Here is a 17,160-nt window from a genome sequence, read left to right on the forward strand (position 1 = left end):
TGCCGCCAAGGACCAAGGAGAGTCACATGACCAAGTGGACAACCGCGCAGATCCCCGACCAGACCGGCCGCGTCGCGGTGATCACCGGCGCCAACACCGGCCTGGGATACGAGACCGCCGCTGCCCTCGCAGCCAAAGGTGCGCACGTCGTGCTCGCGGTACGCAACCTCGAGAAGGGCAAGGACGCGGCACGGCGCATCGAGCAGGCACACGCCGGGGCACAAGTCGAACTGCAGGAACTCGATCTGACGTCACTGGAATCCGTTCGCGCCGCCGCCGAACAACTGAAGTCCAATCACGAGACCATCGACCTGTTGATCAACAACGCAGGCGTGATGTTCACACCGAGGGCCAAGACCAAGGATGGCTTCGAATTACAGTTCGGGACAAACCATCTGGGCCACTTCGCCCTCACTGGTCTGTTGCTGGACCGGGTGCTCGCGGCGCCGGGCTCACGGGTGGTGACCGTCAGCAGCACGGGTCACCGCATGATCGACGCCATCCGCTTCGACGATCTGCAATGGGAGCGCGAGTACAACCGGTTCCGCGCATACGCGCAGTCCAAGCTCGCCAACCTGTTGTTCACCTACGAATTGCAGCGCCGGTTGCAGGGAACCGACACGATCGCCGCAGCGGCACATCCCGGCGGGTCGAACACCGAGTTGATGCGCAATCTGCCGCGCTTTGTGCAACCGTTGGCAACACTGGCCCGGCCCCTCTTCCAGGGTGCCGACATGGGTGCGCTGCCGACGCTGCGGGCGGCAACCGATCCGAATGTCCTCGGCGGGCAGTACTTCGGCCCCGACGGTTTCGCCGAACAGCGGGGCTACGCCACACTTGTGTCGTCCAATCGCGCCTCGCACGATGTCGACGCCCAGAAACGGCTCTGGACCGTGTCAGAGGAACTGACGAAGGTCGTGTACCCGATCGGCTAGCCGCCGTCCGGCTCACCCGCCTGCTCATCGCCCTTCGGCTGCTGCGCGTCCGGATCGCTTTCGTCGAGGCGGTCATCCTTTTCGGCCCGAGCCCGTTGTCGGTGGTTCACATCCAGCTCCTCAGCGTCCTCCCGCCCCCGGAGGTCGGGCACATCCTGGACGTTTCGGCGGAGCCTGCCCTCGGAGAGAAATGGGCGAGAATCACCAAATTTGTCGTGACGACGGTATCCGGCATCAACGATAGGACGAAGAACGTCGTCGGCCTTGTCCACGACCTTGCCGGGGACGCCCAGATAGCGAAACGTCTGTGTCAGTGGGAGATTCGCCGTCGGAACGAGATGAGTGGTGACAGTGCCGTTGCGCGAGTTCGTCTCGACCGTGGTGTTCTCGGGCGGCACGTCTAATGGATCGGCGGCCGAAATCGTCGGGCCGTGAACGTAAGCCGTGCCCAGCGCGGCGTTGGCGAGTGACACCAGGTTCCACGGCCGATCGGGTGGATCCGACCAGCCATCGTATTCACCGATCACGATCGTGGTGTCGTAGGGAGACTCTGGAATGCGGCTGACCCGGTAATTCAAGATCGGGATGAACGTGCCCTCGCTGAAGTATTCGGCAATGCCGGCCTCCGGCGAGGCGATCAAGACGAACCTGATGTCGTCTGTCGAGGGAGCGTCAGGGCTATTGGCGAGCTCCGCGGCGAGCCTGGCCGCGACCATGCTTCCCATGGACTCTCCGATGACGACCACTTCGCCGTCGGTGTCGCGAACGGCGACACCCGCTCGTTCGACCCCGTCCAGGATGGCGCGGTCCGCGGCAAGAGCATTCTGCGAGTAGTCGACCACTTGCGGGTCATCGTCGTCGTGGAATTCGATGCCGATAACCGGATACGTCGGAAGAAGGATCGGATACAGCGGATTGATGCGCTTGAAGACCGTTGCACCGGGGATCAACACCGCTTCGTCGGCGGCGCTCACCGCAGTTGCTGTCGTTGCGGTCCCCAGCACCAAAGACGTAGCTGCGATCGCGGGTACTAGCCGCTTGTGCCATGTGGGCATGAGCGATGCTAGCAGCTCCGCGAGTTGCCAAGCGTGCTGCGAAGAAGTAGCCACTAGGCAGACGTCATGGTGCACTCGAGGGTCTTCGCGTGCCCGATAGGCTGACAAGCGATGTCACTCTGGGATCCCCGAAACGTCCCCCCGTATCCGCCGGCGCGCTACACCGGGGACAAGCCGGAGGTCAGTGCGCGCCTGCGGCGGGGTACCAATCCGCCGGATTACGACTCGTTCGGTCTCGTGAAGTACCACTATCTGGCCAACCAGCAGTCCACCGACGGCGACTACGGGCTCTACCGCGTCGAGATCGCCCCCAACGGCGGCGGGCCAGGACCGCATTTTCACCGCGCCATGTCCGAAGCATTCTTCGTGATCTCCGGGACGGTTAAGCTCTACGACGGCAACGACTGGATCGACGGGCATCCGAACGACTTTCTCTACGTACCGCCCGGCGGCATCCACGGCTTCCGCAATGAGGCCGACGCCCCTGTCTCGCTTTTGATGCTGTTTGCTCCCGGTGCGCCCCGCGAGGCCTACTTCGAAGGCTTCGCCCAACTGGCCGAGCTGTCCGATGAGGAGCGCGCCGTGTGGTTCATCAAGAACGACAATTTCTTCCTGGAGTGACACGCGATCGCCGACACGCCGAAACGTGCGCAGTCGTAATCCGTTGCGCTAGGCTCGTTCCGATCGCGTTCCGATCACAAAAAGGAGCTTTGGGTGCGGGCTTATGCAGCGCCCGACACCCAGGCTTTGCGGGGCTGGCAGCGTCGGGCATTGGTACGGTATCTGACCGCTGCACCGCGCGATTTTCTTGCGGTCGCCACTCCCGGATCGGGCAAGACGGCGTTTGCCCTGCGGGTCGCCGGAGAGCTGTTGTCCGAGGGCGTCGTCGACCGGATCACCGTCGTCGTCCCGACCGAACATCTCAAGATCCAGTGGGCCGTTGCGGCCGCAGGCGTCGGTATCGCGCTCGATCCGAAGTTCTCCAACTCCTCAGCGCAGACCTCCTCGGAGTATCACGGCGTCGTCGTCACCTACGCCCAAGTGGCCAAGCACCCGTCACGCCATCGGGTGCGAACCGAGAACCACCGCACGCTCGTCGTCTTCGACGAGATCCACCACGGCGGCGACGCGAAGAGTTGGGGTGAGGCGATCCGCGAGGCGTTCGGCGATGCCACGCGCCGCCTGTCACTGACCGGCACGCCGTTCCGCAGCGACGACAGTCCGATCCCCTTCATCACCTACGAACGCGGCGCCGACGGCCTGATGCGCTCGCAGGCCGACCACACCTACGGCTACAGCGACGCGTTGGCTGACGGCGTGGTCCGGCCGGTGGTGTTCATGGCCTATTCGAGCGAGTCACGGTGGCGCGACAGCGCAGGCGAAGAACACTCAGCGCGCCTCGGCGAGCCACTGAGCGCCGAGCAGACGGCGCGGGCCTGGCGCACCGCACTGAACCCGGCCGGCGACTGGATGCCCGCTGTGATCGCGGCCGCCGACAAACGGCTACAGCAGAAGCGTCAGCATGTGCCCGACGCCGGCGGCATGATCATCGCCTCCGATCAAACCGCGGCGCGTGCGTATGCCGAACTCCTGACCCGGCTAACCGGCGAGATGCCGACCATCGTGCTGTCCGACGACAAGGGCTCGTCGGATCGGATCAGTCAGTTCTCGGCAGGCACCAGCCGCTGGCTGGTCGCGGTGCGGATGGTCTCCGAGGGCGTGGACGTACCGCGGCTGGCGGTCGGGGTCTATGCGACGAGCGCGTCGACTCCGTTGTTCTTCGCTCAGGTGATCGGTCGGTTCGTCCGGTCGCGGCGGCCCGGGGAGACGGCCAGCGTGTTCCTGCCCTCGGTCCCCAATCTGCTGCTGCTCGCCAGCGAGATGGAGGCCCAGCGCAACCACGTGCTCGGCAAGCCAGACCGCGAATCCGATGGCCTCGACGACGATCTGCTCGCGGACGCCGCCAAGCAGAAGGACGAGTCCACCGAATTGGACAATGGCTTCGAGATGCTGGGCGCCGACGCCGAGCTTGATCAGGTCATCTTCGACGGATCCTCATTCGGCACCGCAACGCCTGCGGGCAGCGACGAAGAGGCCGACTATCTCGGTATCCCCGGCCTGCTGGACGCGGGACAGATGCGCGACCTGTTGCGGCGCAGGCAGGAAGAGCAGCTCACTAAACGCACCGCGTCGGGTGAGGTACCACGCCCGTCGAAACACGGACAGTTGCGCGAACTCCGCCGCGAACTCAACGCGCTGGTGTCGATCGCCCATCACCGCACCGGAAAGCCGCACGGGTGGATCCACAACGAGCTGCGCAGGATCTGCGGTGGCCCACCGATCGCGGCGGCGACGACGGACCACCTGCTCGCACGCATCGAAGCGGTGCGCGGTCTGTGACCGCGTTCGACGACCTACTTGGGTGCAAGCTCGAAGCGAAACTCGGTGTCGCCGATGCGCACGTGGGATCCGTCGGCGATCGGGGCGCTTCCACGAATTCGATTGTGGTCCAGCTCGACTCCGTTGGCAGACCGCGCATCGATGAGCACAAAACTGGTGCCGGTGTCGATGATCACCGCGTGGTGGCGACTGACCCGCTGATCGGTCAAGACGATGTCGTTGTCAGATCGTCGCCCGATTCTCGTGGCCACGCCCTTCACCGGATAGCACTCACCGGAGGCCGCCCGCAGCTGCGCGCGCGCCTCGCCGGTGTTGATCGCGGTGCGGTTCGCCAGGCTGATGAAGGTGCGTGCCAGGGTGGTCTCGGCAGGCGAATCGGCCTCCATCGGCTCCTGGCGCAGGATCCGTTCGTGTAGGTCCCGCAGCGACGGGCTCGGGTCGATACCGAGCTCGTCGGCCAGAATCGTCTTCAGCCGCTGATACGCATCAAGGGCATCCGACTGTCGCGCCGAGACGTAGTAGGCGATCATCAGCTGCTCCCAGGCCGGTTCCCGGAACGGGTGTTCGGAGACGAGCCGTTCGAGCTCGCCGGTGATCCGCTTGGCGCGTCCGCACGCGATCTCGGATTCGGCGAGCGCGATGTGGGTTGCGATCTTTTCGTCGGCCATCGCCGTGGCGAAGACCGCGACGAAGTCGAAACCGCGAAGGTCGTCGAGCACCTCACCACGCCACTGGGCGAGGGCGGCCGAATAGTGTCTGCTCGCCTCGTCGAACCGGCCCGCCGTTGCGGCCTTGACCCCCTCATTCCGCGCGCGGGTGAACCGCCCGAGGTCCACATCCAACTCGCCGATGTTCAGCCGGTACCCCGGCGACACCTTCTCGAGCATGGCCCTGCCGTCGAAACCGACAGAGCCGAGTAGCCGGCGCAGATTGGACACATAGGCGTGCAGACTCGCGCGGGCTTCCGACGGCGCATCCTCACCCCATACGGCGTTGATGAGGGAGTCGGCCGCCACCGGCCTGTTGCGGTTCATCACCAGCGACGCCATCACGGCCCGCTGCTTGGGCGTGCCGATCGGCACGTCGATGCCGTCGACCGACAACAGCAACGGCCCGAGTAGACCAAAGACAGGGCCCCTCTGCGGCATCGGCTGCACTACCCCTTCGCGAGAAGTGACGTCAGCTCACGATACGGCGCTGGGCCAGTCCAGCCAGTCATATCGATTCAGACCGTCGCCGGCCGCCGAGCTCACCGCTCAGAACAATCCACATCCCGCGACACCGCACAAAAAGGATGTGGTCAGGAGAAACGGCCAGGCAAACACCATCACCACCAGCGCCGCAATGTCGGAGAAAATCGGAAAGGCACCGGTGAGGGATTGCTGAAGCCGGCTCATCAGCTCGATGTGAAAAATTGTGTAGCCGACGCCGATCACGGTGTATACCAACGCGATCCACAACCCAAGCTCCAGGAACGTGTTGATGCCACGTTGCAACAGGATCCGCTCGACCCGACCCCACATCCCCGGCGCGGACATCATTACAGCCCCAGCAACCGCGGCAGGTCGGCAACCGAGTCGATGACGTGGTTGGGCTGCATCGCGAACTCGTCGGCAGCCCACCGATCCAGCGTGTCCTGGCGAAACTTGCCGGTGCGCACCAGCACTCCGGACATGCCCACCACCTGTGCGGGCAGCACGTCGTTGTTGAGGTCGTCGCCGATCATGTACATCTCGTCCGGGTCGACGCCGAGGCGGCTTGCGGCGGCGAGGAATCCCTCGGGCGCGGGCTTGCCGACGGCGGTGGCCTTACGTCCCGAAGTCTGCTCCATACCGATCAGGTACATGCCGGAATCCACGCGCAAACCGTCGGTCGTGGTCCACGCCGTGCTGCGGTGCATCGCCACCACCGGGACCCCCTGCGCCATCCAGTCGTAGACCCACGACAGTGTCAGATGGCTGTACTCCGGTCCCGCCCCGCCGAGCAACACCACGTCGGGGGTTTCCGGCGCCGCGGGTCCACTGAACTCGCTGGAGTACACGATGTCGATGCCGGGCATGTCCTCGGCGATCTGGCCGCTGTTGACCAGGAAGCACCGCGCGTCGGGATAGTTGTGACGGACATAGTCCGCGGTCAGCACGGCCGCCGTGATCACCTCGTCGGCCCGCACAGCCATCCCGGCATCGGTGAGCAACTCGGCGATCTGCACGCGGGTCTTGGTGGTCGTGTTGGTCAGGTACGAACAGGCGATCTGATGATCTGCCAAGGTCCGCAACGTTTCGGCGGCACCGACAATCGGCGTCCATGAGGTCACCAGGACGCCATCGATGTCGAACAACACACCACCGATTGCCATGGCGACGACAGTAAACGGCAGATGAATCGGTGCAACTCGGGGCTAGGGTAAGTCAGCGGCCCATTTGCTGCCCGCGACCCAAGGTGACGCCTGTGCCGCGATGGTCCATGCGATGTCCGCGGGTACATCGATCACCTGGTAGTGCTTGACGCCCGCCGCGGTGGCGGCGATCAGCGTGGCCACCCCGGCGCGTCGTTGCATCAGGGTCTGACGCACCGTCCATCCGATGATGCCGGGCGCCGCGACGCAGTCACGTCTGCGCTGCAGGCTCCCTGTCCGCGCGACCAGCCACCCGCCGCCCACCCGGTGCCCGAGTGACCGCGACCGGTCGAACGCAAGCAGCGCACAGCAGACGGTGAGCAGCGTCCACGCCACCCACGCCCATGTCGGCACCGCCGCGATGAGCAGCACCACCGCTGCGACCGCGGGAAGTGCAAGCGCACGAGTCCAACGCCTGCGCGTCGCGGCCGGCCCGTGACGGCGCAGCTCTCCACTGACCGCATCGGGTCGTGCGATCAAATCAGTGAGCACCGTCTCCGCTGTCGCCTTCGGGCACGGCGGCAACAACATCGACGCTTCGCCTGCGCCTTCGACGCCCGTCATCACCGCGTCCAATCGCGCACCACCGAACAGCCTGACCAGCAACGGCTCTCGCAATGTTCCGCCGCGCAGCCTGCGCATATCGAACGTGTGCTCCCGCACCCGCAGCAGACCATGCTTCAGGTGTAGGACGTCGGCATCGCGCCGCAAATCGAGATTCGCATAGCTCAGCAGAGACTGCAGTACCGAAAGGACCACCGACGCGAGGAGCACCACAGCCGTCGCGGCGGCGACGGTGACCGCCACGCCCAGTCGGTCGGCGACGGCCGCGCCAGACTGCTCGATCCGCGAATCCTGCAGGGCCGCACCGGCTCCCACCTGATATGCCAGACCGATGGCTGCGGCGATCATCGCGAGACCGGTAAAGCTCAGCGGGCTGTATCGCAGCCAGGACGGCTGCCAATGGGCGAGCAGCCGCCCCGTCGTGTCAGCCTGCTCGACGTCGGTTGCCAATGACTCTGCCAGCAGAACAGCGCGCAGCCGCGGCGCTTCGTCGGCCTGGACCGCGTCGAGCGCGAACGCTGCGTCCCCTCTGGCTTCCTGACCGGTGCTCACCCGCACCACCGTCAATCCGAGTAGCCGATGCAGCAGTCGCGCATCAGTCGATACCGATCGAATTCTATTGCGCGGCAATGAAAGAACCGTTCGCTGCAGTATACCCTTCCGCAGCTGCACCTCGCCGGTGCCGATTCGGTAACTGGTGGTGAACCAGCGCGCGAGGCCGATACCCACCGTGATCACGAGGACCGCGACGGCGTACATCGGATTGCCGGTGGCCGACCCCAGCACGACCGTCCCGACGAGAACCGGGATCTGCCTGAGCACCTCGTGTACGGGGTGCACCAACAACATGCGAGCGCTCAGTCGGCTCCACTCGCGCTCGACTTCGGTGGGGGCGCTCACGTCGCGTCCTCGCCCCCGATCGCCGCGATGTCGGTGAGTCGGGCGACGACGCGATCGGCGACCTCGGAGTCCAGTGCGACGATGCGCACGGCACCCGCTGAGGACGCCGTGGTCACGGTGACGTTGGCGAGGCCGAACAGGCGATCAAGAGGTCCGCGTTCGGTGTCGACGGTCTGTACCCGGGATATCGGGGCGATACGGCGTTCCTGCACAAGCCATCCCGAGCGGGTGTACACCGCGTCGGGACTGACGTCCCACCGGTGGACGCGAAACCGCCACAACGGAACGATCACGACGAACACAAGGACCCCGACCGCGGTGGCTGCCGCCGCAACCGCATGCAGCCACCAGATACGGTGGTCGATGACGAACCACACGAGCTGGGCCAGCGCCAGTACGGCCCACGGAATCAACGCTGAAAGCGCCCAGACCAGGGGCGCCTTGCGGCTCGGCGGATTCGCGGGGTCGTGAAGATTCACGACTTCTCGAGACTCAGGCACTGACGCACCCCGAACAGTCGCAGTGTCCGCATCGTCCGCACCGGAATCAGGTCGGCCACATCGGCGGTCGCGACGACGACGGGACTTCGGACCTCGATTCGCTCTCCACCGGTGATCACAGCCGCGGAGTCGGACGCCAGCACATTGCGCAACCAGTCGGTGCGCGCGCCATAGGGCAGCGCGATCAGCAGTCTCGTCGTGGTTTCGACCACGTCGACGGGAGTTTGGTACGTGCGCCCGGATCGGCGTCCGACGTGCTCGATGACCGACGTCTGCGTGCCCGCGGTGCCCGCCGTGCGCATCACCCGCGGGTTGGTCACCGAACGGTTCATCCGCCGCACGGTGTTCACCAAGGGCTCGATCTGCCATCGCATGCCTGCCATCAGGAGCCCCAACAACACCACGCCGGCACCGACCAGCGTCCCGACGATCACCGCAAGCACTCGCATAGAACGAAAGTAACCGGCGGCGCAAGGCAGGAGGGCCTGAGTATGTTGATCGGATGAGCGCCAACTGGACCGCGGCAGATATACCGGACCAATCCGGCCGGGTAGCGATCGTCACCGGCTCCAACAGCGGACTTGGATTCGACACCGCCGCCGTCCTCGCCGGCAAGGGTGCACATGTCGTCGTGGCGGTGCGCAACCTCGACAAGGGCAACGAGGCCGTCGCCCGCATCAAGAAGGCGAGTCCCGACGCCCAGCTGAGCCTGCAGCAGCTCGACCTGACCTCGCTGGAGAACATCCGCAAGGCGGCGGACAACCTCCGGACCAATCACCCGCGCATCGACCTGCTGATCAACAACGCCGGCGTCATGTACGTGCCGACCCGAGAGGCCACCAAGGACGGCTTTGAAATGCAGTTCGGTACCAACCACCTCGGCCACTTCGCGTTGACCGGCCTGCTACTCGACAACCTGCTCGGTGTCGACGGATCCCGAGTGGTGACCATCAGCAGCGTCGGCCACCGGATCATCGCCGCGATCCACTTCGACGACCTCAACTGGGAACGCAGTTACAACCGCGTCAAGGCCTACGGCCAGTCGAAGCTCGCCAACCTGATGTTCACCTACGAACTACAGCGGCGTCTGAAAGCCAAGGGCGCTCCGACCGTCGCGCTCGCCGCGCACCCCGGCTTCTCCGATACCGAACTCATGCGTCACCTGCCCGGCTTCATCCCGGACGGTCTGTGGAAGATCGTGGCCCAGCCCGCCGAAAAGGGCGCACTGCCGACCCTCCGCGCGGCGACCGACCCGGCTGCACAAGGTGGTCAGTACTACGGACCCGACGGAATCGGCGAGGTCAAGGGCAATCCGAAAGTCGTTGCCTCGAGCGCACAGTCACACGACGAGGCGATCCAGCGCCGGTTGTGGACGGTGTCCGAGGAACTGACCGGCGTGAACTACCCACTCTGATGCGGTCAGTCGAAGAGCATCAGCGCGTCGTTGCCGACCTCATCCGTCGCCGAGCACCGATCACCGTGCCGCTCGATGACACGCTTGGGCTGGTGCTTGCTCAAGACGTAGTGGCCCCGCTGTCGCTGCCGGGCTTCGACAATTCCGCCATGGACGGATATGCCGTTGTCGCCGAAGATATTTCAGATGCGACGGCCGAGCAGCCCGTTCACCTGCCCGTCGCCGAGGACATCCCGGCCGGGCGGACCGACCCGCTGACACTGAAACCCGGTACCGCACACCGGATCATGACCGGCGCGCCGTTGCCGACGGGTGCAACCGCCGTGATCCCCGTCGAGGCCACGAATGCCGCCACCGACACCGTCGAGATACGCGCGAGCGCCAAACCGGGCCAGCACGTCCGCCGCGCGGGCGAGGACGTCACCGCGGGCACCACGGTGTTGCGCGCGGGACAGCTCATCACCCCCGCGGCGCTCGGTCTGGCCGCCGCCCTCGGATTGAGCGAGCTGACCGTGATTCCCCGGCAGCGAGTGTTGGTGATGTCCACCGGCTCGGAACTCGTAGCACCGGGCACACCCCTCGAACCCGGCCAGATTTACGAATCCAACGCAGTCATGCTCGCCGCGGCCCTCCGCGACGCCGGCGCCGAGGTGGTGGCCGCGCCGACCACCGGGGATGACGTCGCTGTGTTCCGTGATGCCCTCGCCCGCCACACCGGCGATGCCGACCTGATCATCACCACCGGTGGCGTGAGCGCAGGCGCGTACGAGGTGGTCAAGGACGCACTCGGAGCCGGACAGGTGGAGTTCGTCAAGGTCGCCATGCAGCCCGGAATGCCGCAGGGCTCGGGGGCCGTGGACGGCACGCCGATCATCACGCTGCCCGGCAATCCGGTCAGCGCGCTGGTGTCGTTCGAGGTGTTTCTGCGCTCGCCCCTGCGAAGCGCGATGGGGCTGCCTCATCCCGATCGCCCGCGGCGCACGGCCGTCCTGCTCGAGGATCTGACCTCACCGCGCGGGAAGCGCCAGTTCCGCCGCGGAGTGCTCGACACCGACCCGCAAACAGGTCAGGCCACGGTCACCAGCTACGGGCCGCCCGCATCCCATCACCTGCGGTGGTTGGCGTCGGCGAACTGCCTATTGGAGATCGATGAGGAAACCGCCGAACTCGCCGGTGGATCCCATGTTCACGTCTGGGACTTGACATAGCCCAATTAGCGGCACGCCTCGCCCGTAGAATCGGCCCACGATGGCCAGACGCCCCGACATTAAATCCGGCCCGGCACGCTTTGCCGCGCTGGTGCGTTCCTCCGTACCTCCAATGCACCCAGCCGGCTTGCCGTTCGTTGGCGCGAGCCTCGCCGTGGCGGCGCTCGGCTACCGCAGCCGCTGGCTGCGGCGCGCGGGACTCGTTTCCGCAGCGGCCAACGCCGCGTTCTTTCGGCACCCGCCACGGGTGCCACCGGAGCGACCCGGCCTTGTCGTGGCGCCCGCAGACGGACTGATCTGCCTCATCGAAGAAGCGGTGCCACCTGCCGAACTCGGCCTGCCCGCAACACCATTGCCGCGGGTCAGCATCTTCTTGTCGATATTGGACACCCACGTACAACGCGTCCCGATCAGCGGTGAAGTGGTCGCGGTGGCCCACCAGCCCGGAAAATTTCACTCGGCTGAACTCGAGGCCGCCAGCGAGGACAACGAACGCAACAGCCTCGTCATCAACACCCCAGAAGGTGTGCAGGTGATCGCGGTGCAGATCGCCGGACTGGTGGCCCGCCGCATCGTGTGTGACGCGGAGGTGGGCGACAAGCTGACGATCGGCGACACATATGGCCTGATCCGGTACGGTTCACGGCTCGACACCTACTTGCCTGCCGGCTCGAACCTCCTGGTTACCGTCGGTCAGCGCGCACTCGGCGGCGAGACGGTATTGGCCGAGCTGGGGCCGAATGTCGCCGGCCGGGCGGCTCCGGCGTCTGATGTCGCCGCCGGGGCGGCTCCGGCGTCTGATGTCGCCGCCGGGGCGGCTCCGGCATGATCAGACCCCGCGTCAAGGCGCCGGTCGTCAGCCTGCGCATCCTGCCAAGCGCCATGACTGTGGCCGCCATCTGCTTCGGGTTGAGTGCGGTCAAGTTCGCGCTCGACGATCGCCCGACCGAGGCGATGGCATTCCTTGCCATCGCCGCGATTCTCGACGCGCTCGACGGCCGGATGGCCAGGATCCTCAAGGCGACGTCGCGCATGGGTGAGGAGATCGACTCGCTCGCCGACGCCGTGAACTTCGGTGTTGCACCGGCGTTCATCGTCTACGGGACCCTGCTGTCGACGTCCCGCATCGGGTGGATCGTGGTGCTGCTGTACGCGGTGTGCATAGTGTTGCGGCTGGCGCGGTTCAACGCGATGCTCGACGTGGCCAAGCCCGACTACGAGAACAAGTACTTCGTCGGGATGCCCGCTCCCGCGGGTGCGATCGGCGCGATCGGTCCGCTGGCGGCCAAGATGCAGTTCGGTGAAGGTTGGTGGACATCCGAACCCGCGGTGGTGATTTGGATAATCGGCGTCTCGCTGCTGGCTGTCAGCTCGCTCCCGATGCGCAAGATCCATACCTTCTCGGTGTCGTCGAACATGGTCCCGCTGCTGCTCGCGCTCCTGGCCATCGGCGTCGCCGCATCGATCCTGTTCCCTTATCTGGTGATCCTGGCGATCATCCTCGGTTACGTCATCCATATCCCGTTCGCGATCCGGACCCGGCGCTTCCTGGCCGCCCATCCCGAAGTCTGGGGCGACAAACCTCGCCAACAGCGCCAGGCGCGACGGGCCATACGGCGCGCGCAGCCGCACCGGAGGTCCGTGACGCGACTCGGATTGCGCAGGCCGGGCTCCTGACGTGACCGGTTTCGACTCGGGGACGTCCGCAACCGACCGCCCCGCCCTCAAACAGCAACTCACGCTGACCGCCCGCCTGAACACGTCGGCATCGGACACTCGGCGTGGGGTGGTCAGGCTCCATCCCGAAGTAATTGCGGCGCTGGGCATTCGGGAATGGGATGCGGTGGCGCTGACTGGCTCTCGGACCACGGCCGCGGTGGCGGGGGTGGCGCCGCCGGGAACTCCGGCAGGCACCGCGTTGCTCGACGACGTCACACTGTCCAACGCCGGTGTCCGCGAGGACACCGCGGTACTGGTTGCACCGGCGACCGTGTACGGCGCACGTTCTGTGACGCTGTCCGGCTCGAACCTCGCCACCCAGTCGATCTCGCCGGCGACGCTGCGTCAGGCCCTGCTTGGCAAGGTGATGACGGTCGGCGACACCGTGTCGCTACTCCCGCGCGAGCTCGGCCCGGACATCCCCACCTCGGCGGCCACCTCCGCACTCGCGTCGTCGGTCGGCATCACGTGGACCTCAGAACTCCTCACCGTGACAGGCGTGGACCCCCCGGGACCCGTTAGCGTACAACCTAATTCACTTGTGACCTGGGGTGACGGAGTCACTCCGACGCGGACCACCACGTCCGGCCAGCCGACCATCACCTCCCCCGCGGAGTCGACGTCGCGCACCATCGGATTCGACGACCTCAAGGGCGCGCATGCCCAGGCCTCCCGTTTGACCGAATGGCTCAAGCTCGCACTCGACCAGCCGCAGCTTCTCGAGACACTGGGCGCCACAGCCAATCTCGGCGTTCTGGTGTCCGGGCCCGCCGGCGTCGGCAAGGCCACCATGGTGCGCACTGTCTGCGCCGATCGACGGCTCGTCGAGCTCGACGGCCCCGAGGTGGGTGCACTACGCGCCGAGGACCGGCTCACCAGCGTCGCGTCCGCGGTGTCCACCGTCCGTGACGGCGGCGGCGTGCTGCTCATCACGGATATCGACGCGCTGCTCCCCTCGCCCGCGGAACCCGTTGCGACACTGATCCTCACCGAGTTGCGCACCGCCGTCGCCACCCGCGGTGTGGCGTTCGTCGCCACCTCGGCGGTCCCCGACAACCTCGACCCGCGGTTGCGGGCACCTGACCTCTGCGACCGCGAGCTGGGCCTCAGCCTGCCCGACGGGGCCATCCGCAAGCAGCTGCTGGAGGTATTGCTGCGCGACGTCCCAGCCGGGGCTCTGGAGCTCGGTGAAATCGCCGAACGCACACCGGGTTTCGTCGTCGCCGACCTTGCCGCCCTGGTGCGTGAGGCCGCACTCCGCGCAGCGGCAAGGGCCAGCACGGACGGTGAGCCACCCGCACTGGCGCAAGATGACCTGACCGGCGCGCTCAGCGTCATCCGGCCCCTTTCGCGGTCGGCCACCGAAGAGGTCTCGGTCGGTTCGGTGACACTCGAGGATGTCGGCGACATGATCGAGACCAAGCAGGCCCTCACCGAGGCCGTGCTGTGGCCGCTGCAGCATCCGGAGACCTTCGAGCGCCTCGGCGTCGAGCCGCCGCGCGGCGTCCTGCTCTACGGTCCGCCCGGCTGCGGCAAGACGTTCGTGGTGCGGGCACTGGCCAGCTCGGGCCGCCTCAGTGTGCATGCCGTCAAGGGCGCCGAGCTGATGGACAAATGGGTCGGCGCATCGGAGAAGGCGGTCCGCGATCTGTTCCGCCGCGCCCGCGACTCGGCGCCGTCGCTGGTCTTCCTCGACGAACTCGACGCGTTGGCGCCGCGACGCGGACAGAGCTTCGACTCCGGCGTCACCGACCGGGTGGTGGCGTCCCTACTCACCGAACTCGACGGCATCGAGCCGCTACGCAACGTGGTGGTGCTCGGGGCGACGAACCGGCCCGACCTGATCGACCCGGCCCTGCTACGGCCCGGCAGGCTCGAGAAGCTGGTGTTCGTCGAGCCGCCTGACGCCGAGGCGCGCCGCGAGATCCTGCGGACCGCAGGCAAATCCGTCCCACTCGCCGACGACGTCGACCTCGACGCGCTGGCCGATCAGCTCGACGGCTACAGCGCCGCCGCCTGTGTGGCACTGCTGCGCGAGTCCGCGCTGACGGCCATGCGGCGCTCCATCGACGCCGCCGCCGTCACCGCTGCCGACGTCGCCAAGGCCCGCGAGACCGTGCGGCCGTCGCTCGATCCCGTTCAGGTCGAGGCGCTGCGGGCATTCTCCGCTCGCTGAATCGCAGATCGGATCTTGACAGTGACTAGTTGAAGGCGCATAGTCGAATCCAGAACTAGACACTGTCAAGATCGATCTTTCGGGAGGCGTGATGAGAGCCGGCGATCGCGAGCGGGAACAGACCGCCAACCAGCTGGGCCAGGCACTTGCGCAGGGCTATTTCGCGCTCGATGAGTACGAGAGCCGGCTGCAAGCCACGTTCGCCGCGCACACCACCGACGAGCTGCGCGAACTCGTCGCAGATCTGCCCCTGGACCGGATTCGGCGCAACGATCCGGCGCGCAGGCAGGCTCGCCAAAGGGCGGCCAGACGCGGAGTGCAGATCCACCTGGCGGCCTACCTGGCGATGGTCGTCATCGTGCTGACGGTGTGGCTGGTCGTCGGTCTCACCGCGGGCGCCTGGTACTTCTGGCCGGTCTGGCCGATCCTCGGTGCAGGCATCGGAGTACTCGGCCACGCGCTGCCGATCCGTCAGTGCAACCAGTTGTCCATCGCCGCAACCAGTTCGGCGGCACTGGGCATCCGGTCGTCAGCCCAGGCTACATAGCTGTCCGGCCGGACCAGCACGGCATCGGGAAGCTCCGGATGCCTGCCGACGACATGCACGATGTCGGACCGGCCGATCTCCACCGGCGCGGCCGTGACCAACACGAACTTGCCCTCGCGCAGAAGTTCGTACACGCGCGTGCCGTTGCAGTCGATGTCCGGCATCCGACGGCCTACCAACGGATTATCGCCACGCCGGTGGGCGTAGGCGATACCGATACCGCTGAGGAACTCCCGCATCAGCCGCCTGGTTCTCGGCACGCGGGTCAACGTGCCGATCACGATGTTGCGCACGATCCGCTGCACCCTCGAACGCCCGAGCACCACCTGGTTGAACGCGTCTGTCGTCCGCAGCACCGCGGCGCCGACCGGATGCCGCTCGGCCTCGTAGCTGTCCAACAACGCAGGCGGTGCGGATCCGTTGACAGCGGCGGCCAGTTTCCAACCCAGGTTCATCGCGTCCCCGATGCCGGTGTTCATGCCCTGCCCGCCGAGCGGGGAATGCACGTGGGCGGCGTCGCCTGCGATGAACGCCCGACCCGACCGGTAGTGGCGCGCCTGCCTTCGTTCGGACAGGAACCGCGAACTCCACCTCATATCGGTCATGCCGAAATCCTCGCCGGCGATACGGACGAACGAATCGCGGATCTCGTCCAGCGTCACGGGTTCGGTCATCGGCGCCTGCTCGCGTAACCGGTCCCACGCGATGGCGCGGAACCAGCCATCGCCGAACGGGATCATCAATACGACGCCCCGCTCGTTGGTAACGCCGGTCAAGGTGTCTCCCGGCGCGCGCAGCAGAGCGACATCGGCAAGCAGGATGTGTGTCTCGTACTGTTTGCCGACGAAGTCGATGCCGACGAGATCCCGGATCGTGCTGTGCGCGCCGTCGCATCCCACTACATACTTCGCGCGAATGGACTCGCCGTCGGCGCACTCGACCGTGACGCCGTCGCCGTCCTGACTCAACGCGACCACTTCGGCGCCGCGGACGATCGGCACCCCGAGTTCGCCGGCGCGGCCCTCGAGCACCTGCTCGGTGCCGCTCTGCGGGACGATCAACAACATCGCGTACCTGCCGGGCAGCTCGCGCAGGTCCATTGCCTTTCCGCCGGGCGGAGCGACCTCGTACACCGGCACGCCGCGCGGAATCAGATCCTCGGCCATCCCGCGCGCATCGAGTAGTTCCAGGGTGCGGGCGTGCACCGCGAAAGCCCTGGTGACGTTGGGTGTCGAGGCGCGTTCCTCGAGCACCCGCACCTCGACGCCGCCGAGTGCGAGTTCGCAGGCCAACATCAGCCCGGTGGGGCCTGCGCCGACCACCACCACATCAGCTGTGTCCATGAGG

The 17,160-nt window shown here is 66.4% G+C and carries 16 protein-coding genes and 1 pseudogene; 9 read left to right on the top strand and 8 right to left on the bottom strand.

Annotated elements, in window-relative coordinates:
• Nucleotides 1–26: 26 nt before the first annotated feature.
• Complete coding sequence (locus CSQ99_RS06670; RefSeq protein ID WP_099038262.1) at nt 27–935, top strand: SDR family NAD(P)-dependent oxidoreductase; 909 nt, start codon at nt 27–29, stop codon at nt 933–935.
• On the opposite strand, the gene CSQ99_RS06675 is transcribed toward CSQ99_RS06670, so the two are convergent.
• Nucleotides 932–1,909 (bottom strand): PE-PPE domain-containing protein, encoded by a 978-nt coding sequence (locus CSQ99_RS06675; RefSeq protein WP_245908758.1) that lies wholly within the window; start codon nt 1,907–1,909, stop codon nt 932–934. The two genes, CSQ99_RS06670 and CSQ99_RS06675, sit on opposite strands and share 4 nt — an antisense overlap.
• Before the next feature lie 192 nt (nt 1,910–2,101).
• Between CSQ99_RS06675 and CSQ99_RS06680 the strand changes: the two genes are divergently transcribed.
• Nucleotides 2,102–2,611: a cupin domain-containing protein gene (locus CSQ99_RS06680; protein WP_099038264.1), complete on the top strand. Its 510-nt coding sequence runs from the start codon at nt 2,102–2,104 to the stop codon at nt 2,609–2,611.
• Nucleotides 2,612–2,704: 93 nt separating this feature from the next.
• Complete coding sequence (locus tag CSQ99_RS06685; protein ID WP_099038265.1) at nt 2,705–4,390, top strand: DEAD/DEAH box helicase; 1,686 nt, start codon at nt 2,705–2,707, stop codon at nt 4,388–4,390.
• Between the two features lie 14 nt (nt 4,391–4,404).
• On the opposite strand, the gene CSQ99_RS06690 is transcribed toward CSQ99_RS06685, so the two are convergent.
• The 6 genes from CSQ99_RS06690 to CSQ99_RS06715 form a co-directional block, all read right to left on the bottom strand.
• Entirely contained in the window at nt 4,405–5,538 is a 1,134-nt protein-coding gene (locus CSQ99_RS06690) for a BTAD domain-containing putative transcriptional regulator (RefSeq protein WP_099038308.1), read from the bottom strand.
• Between the two features lie 108 nt (nt 5,539–5,646).
• Complete coding sequence (locus CSQ99_RS06695) at nt 5,647–5,928, bottom strand: addiction module protein (protein WP_245908760.1); 282 nt, start codon at nt 5,926–5,928, stop codon at nt 5,647–5,649.
• Nucleotides 5,929–5,930: 2 nt separating this feature from the next.
• Entirely contained in the window at nt 5,931–6,746 is an 816-nt protein-coding gene (locus CSQ99_RS06700) for an HAD-IIA family hydrolase (RefSeq protein WP_099038266.1), read from the bottom strand.
• Nucleotides 6,747–6,788: 42 nt separating this feature from the next.
• Nucleotides 6,789–8,249 carry a PH domain-containing protein gene (locus CSQ99_RS06705; protein ID WP_425437787.1) on the bottom strand — a complete coding sequence of 487 codons (1,461 nt, stop codon included), beginning with the start codon at nt 8,247–8,249 and terminating at the stop codon, nt 6,789–6,791.
• Nucleotides 8,246–8,728: a PH domain-containing protein gene (locus CSQ99_RS06710; RefSeq protein ID WP_099038267.1), complete on the bottom strand. Its 483-nt coding sequence runs from the start codon at nt 8,726–8,728 to the stop codon at nt 8,246–8,248. Before CSQ99_RS06710 ends, CSQ99_RS06705 begins: the two co-directional genes overlap by 4 nt.
• Nucleotides 8,725–9,198, bottom strand: a complete 474-nt coding sequence (locus CSQ99_RS06715; protein WP_099038268.1) for a nitroreductase family deazaflavin-dependent oxidoreductase — start codon at nt 9,196–9,198, stop codon at nt 8,725–8,727. Before CSQ99_RS06715 ends, CSQ99_RS06710 begins: the two co-directional genes overlap by 4 nt.
• Nucleotides 9,199–9,251: 53 nt before the next feature.
• On the opposite strand from CSQ99_RS06715, the gene CSQ99_RS06720 reads away from it, so the two are divergent.
• The 6 genes and pseudogenes from CSQ99_RS06720 (at nt 9,252) to CSQ99_RS06745 (ending at nt 15,813) form a co-directional block, all read left to right on the top strand.
• Nucleotides 9,252–10,163, top strand: coding sequence for an SDR family NAD(P)-dependent oxidoreductase (locus CSQ99_RS06720; protein WP_099038269.1), 912 nt, complete (start codon nt 9,252–9,254; stop codon nt 10,161–10,163).
• On the top strand, nt 10,163–11,371 hold the full coding sequence (moeA, locus tag CSQ99_RS06725; RefSeq protein ID WP_099038270.1) for a molybdopterin molybdotransferase MoeA: 1,209 nt from the start codon (nt 10,163–10,165) through the stop codon (nt 11,369–11,371). Before CSQ99_RS06720 ends, moeA begins: the two co-directional genes overlap by 1 nt.
• 40 nt (nt 11,372–11,411) lie before the next feature.
• Nucleotides 11,412–12,104, top strand: a pseudogene (locus CSQ99_RS06730) (phosphatidylserine decarboxylase); the annotation flags it as partial.
• A gap of 92 nt (nt 12,105–12,196) precedes the next feature.
• The gene (locus tag CSQ99_RS06735; RefSeq protein WP_099038271.1) at nt 12,197–13,048 is read left to right on the top strand and encodes a CDP-alcohol phosphatidyltransferase family protein; all 852 of its coding nucleotides are present in this window, start codon (nt 12,197–12,199) and stop codon (nt 13,046–13,048) included.
• Between the two features lies 1 nt (nt 13,049).
• Nucleotides 13,050–15,266 carry an AAA family ATPase gene (locus CSQ99_RS06740; RefSeq protein ID WP_176560903.1) on the top strand — a complete coding sequence of 739 codons (2,217 nt, stop codon included), beginning with the start codon at nt 13,050–13,052 and terminating at the stop codon, nt 15,264–15,266.
• 91 nt (nt 15,267–15,357) lie between these two features.
• Nucleotides 15,358–15,813, top strand: coding sequence for a DUF1707 domain-containing protein (locus tag CSQ99_RS06745; RefSeq protein WP_099038272.1), 456 nt, complete (start codon nt 15,358–15,360; stop codon nt 15,811–15,813).
• On the opposite strand, the gene CSQ99_RS06750 is transcribed toward CSQ99_RS06745, so the two are convergent.
• Complete coding sequence (locus CSQ99_RS06750; RefSeq protein WP_099038312.1) at nt 15,738–17,156, bottom strand: FAD-dependent monooxygenase; 1,419 nt, start codon at nt 17,154–17,156, stop codon at nt 15,738–15,740. The two genes, CSQ99_RS06745 and CSQ99_RS06750, sit on opposite strands and share 76 nt — an antisense overlap.
• Between the last annotated feature and the right edge of the window lie 4 nt (nt 17,157–17,160).

It is taken from the genome of Mycobacterium neglectum (assembly GCF_002591975.1).
GTDB lineage: Bacteria > Actinomycetota > Actinomycetes > Mycobacteriales > Mycobacteriaceae > Mycobacterium > Mycobacterium neglectum.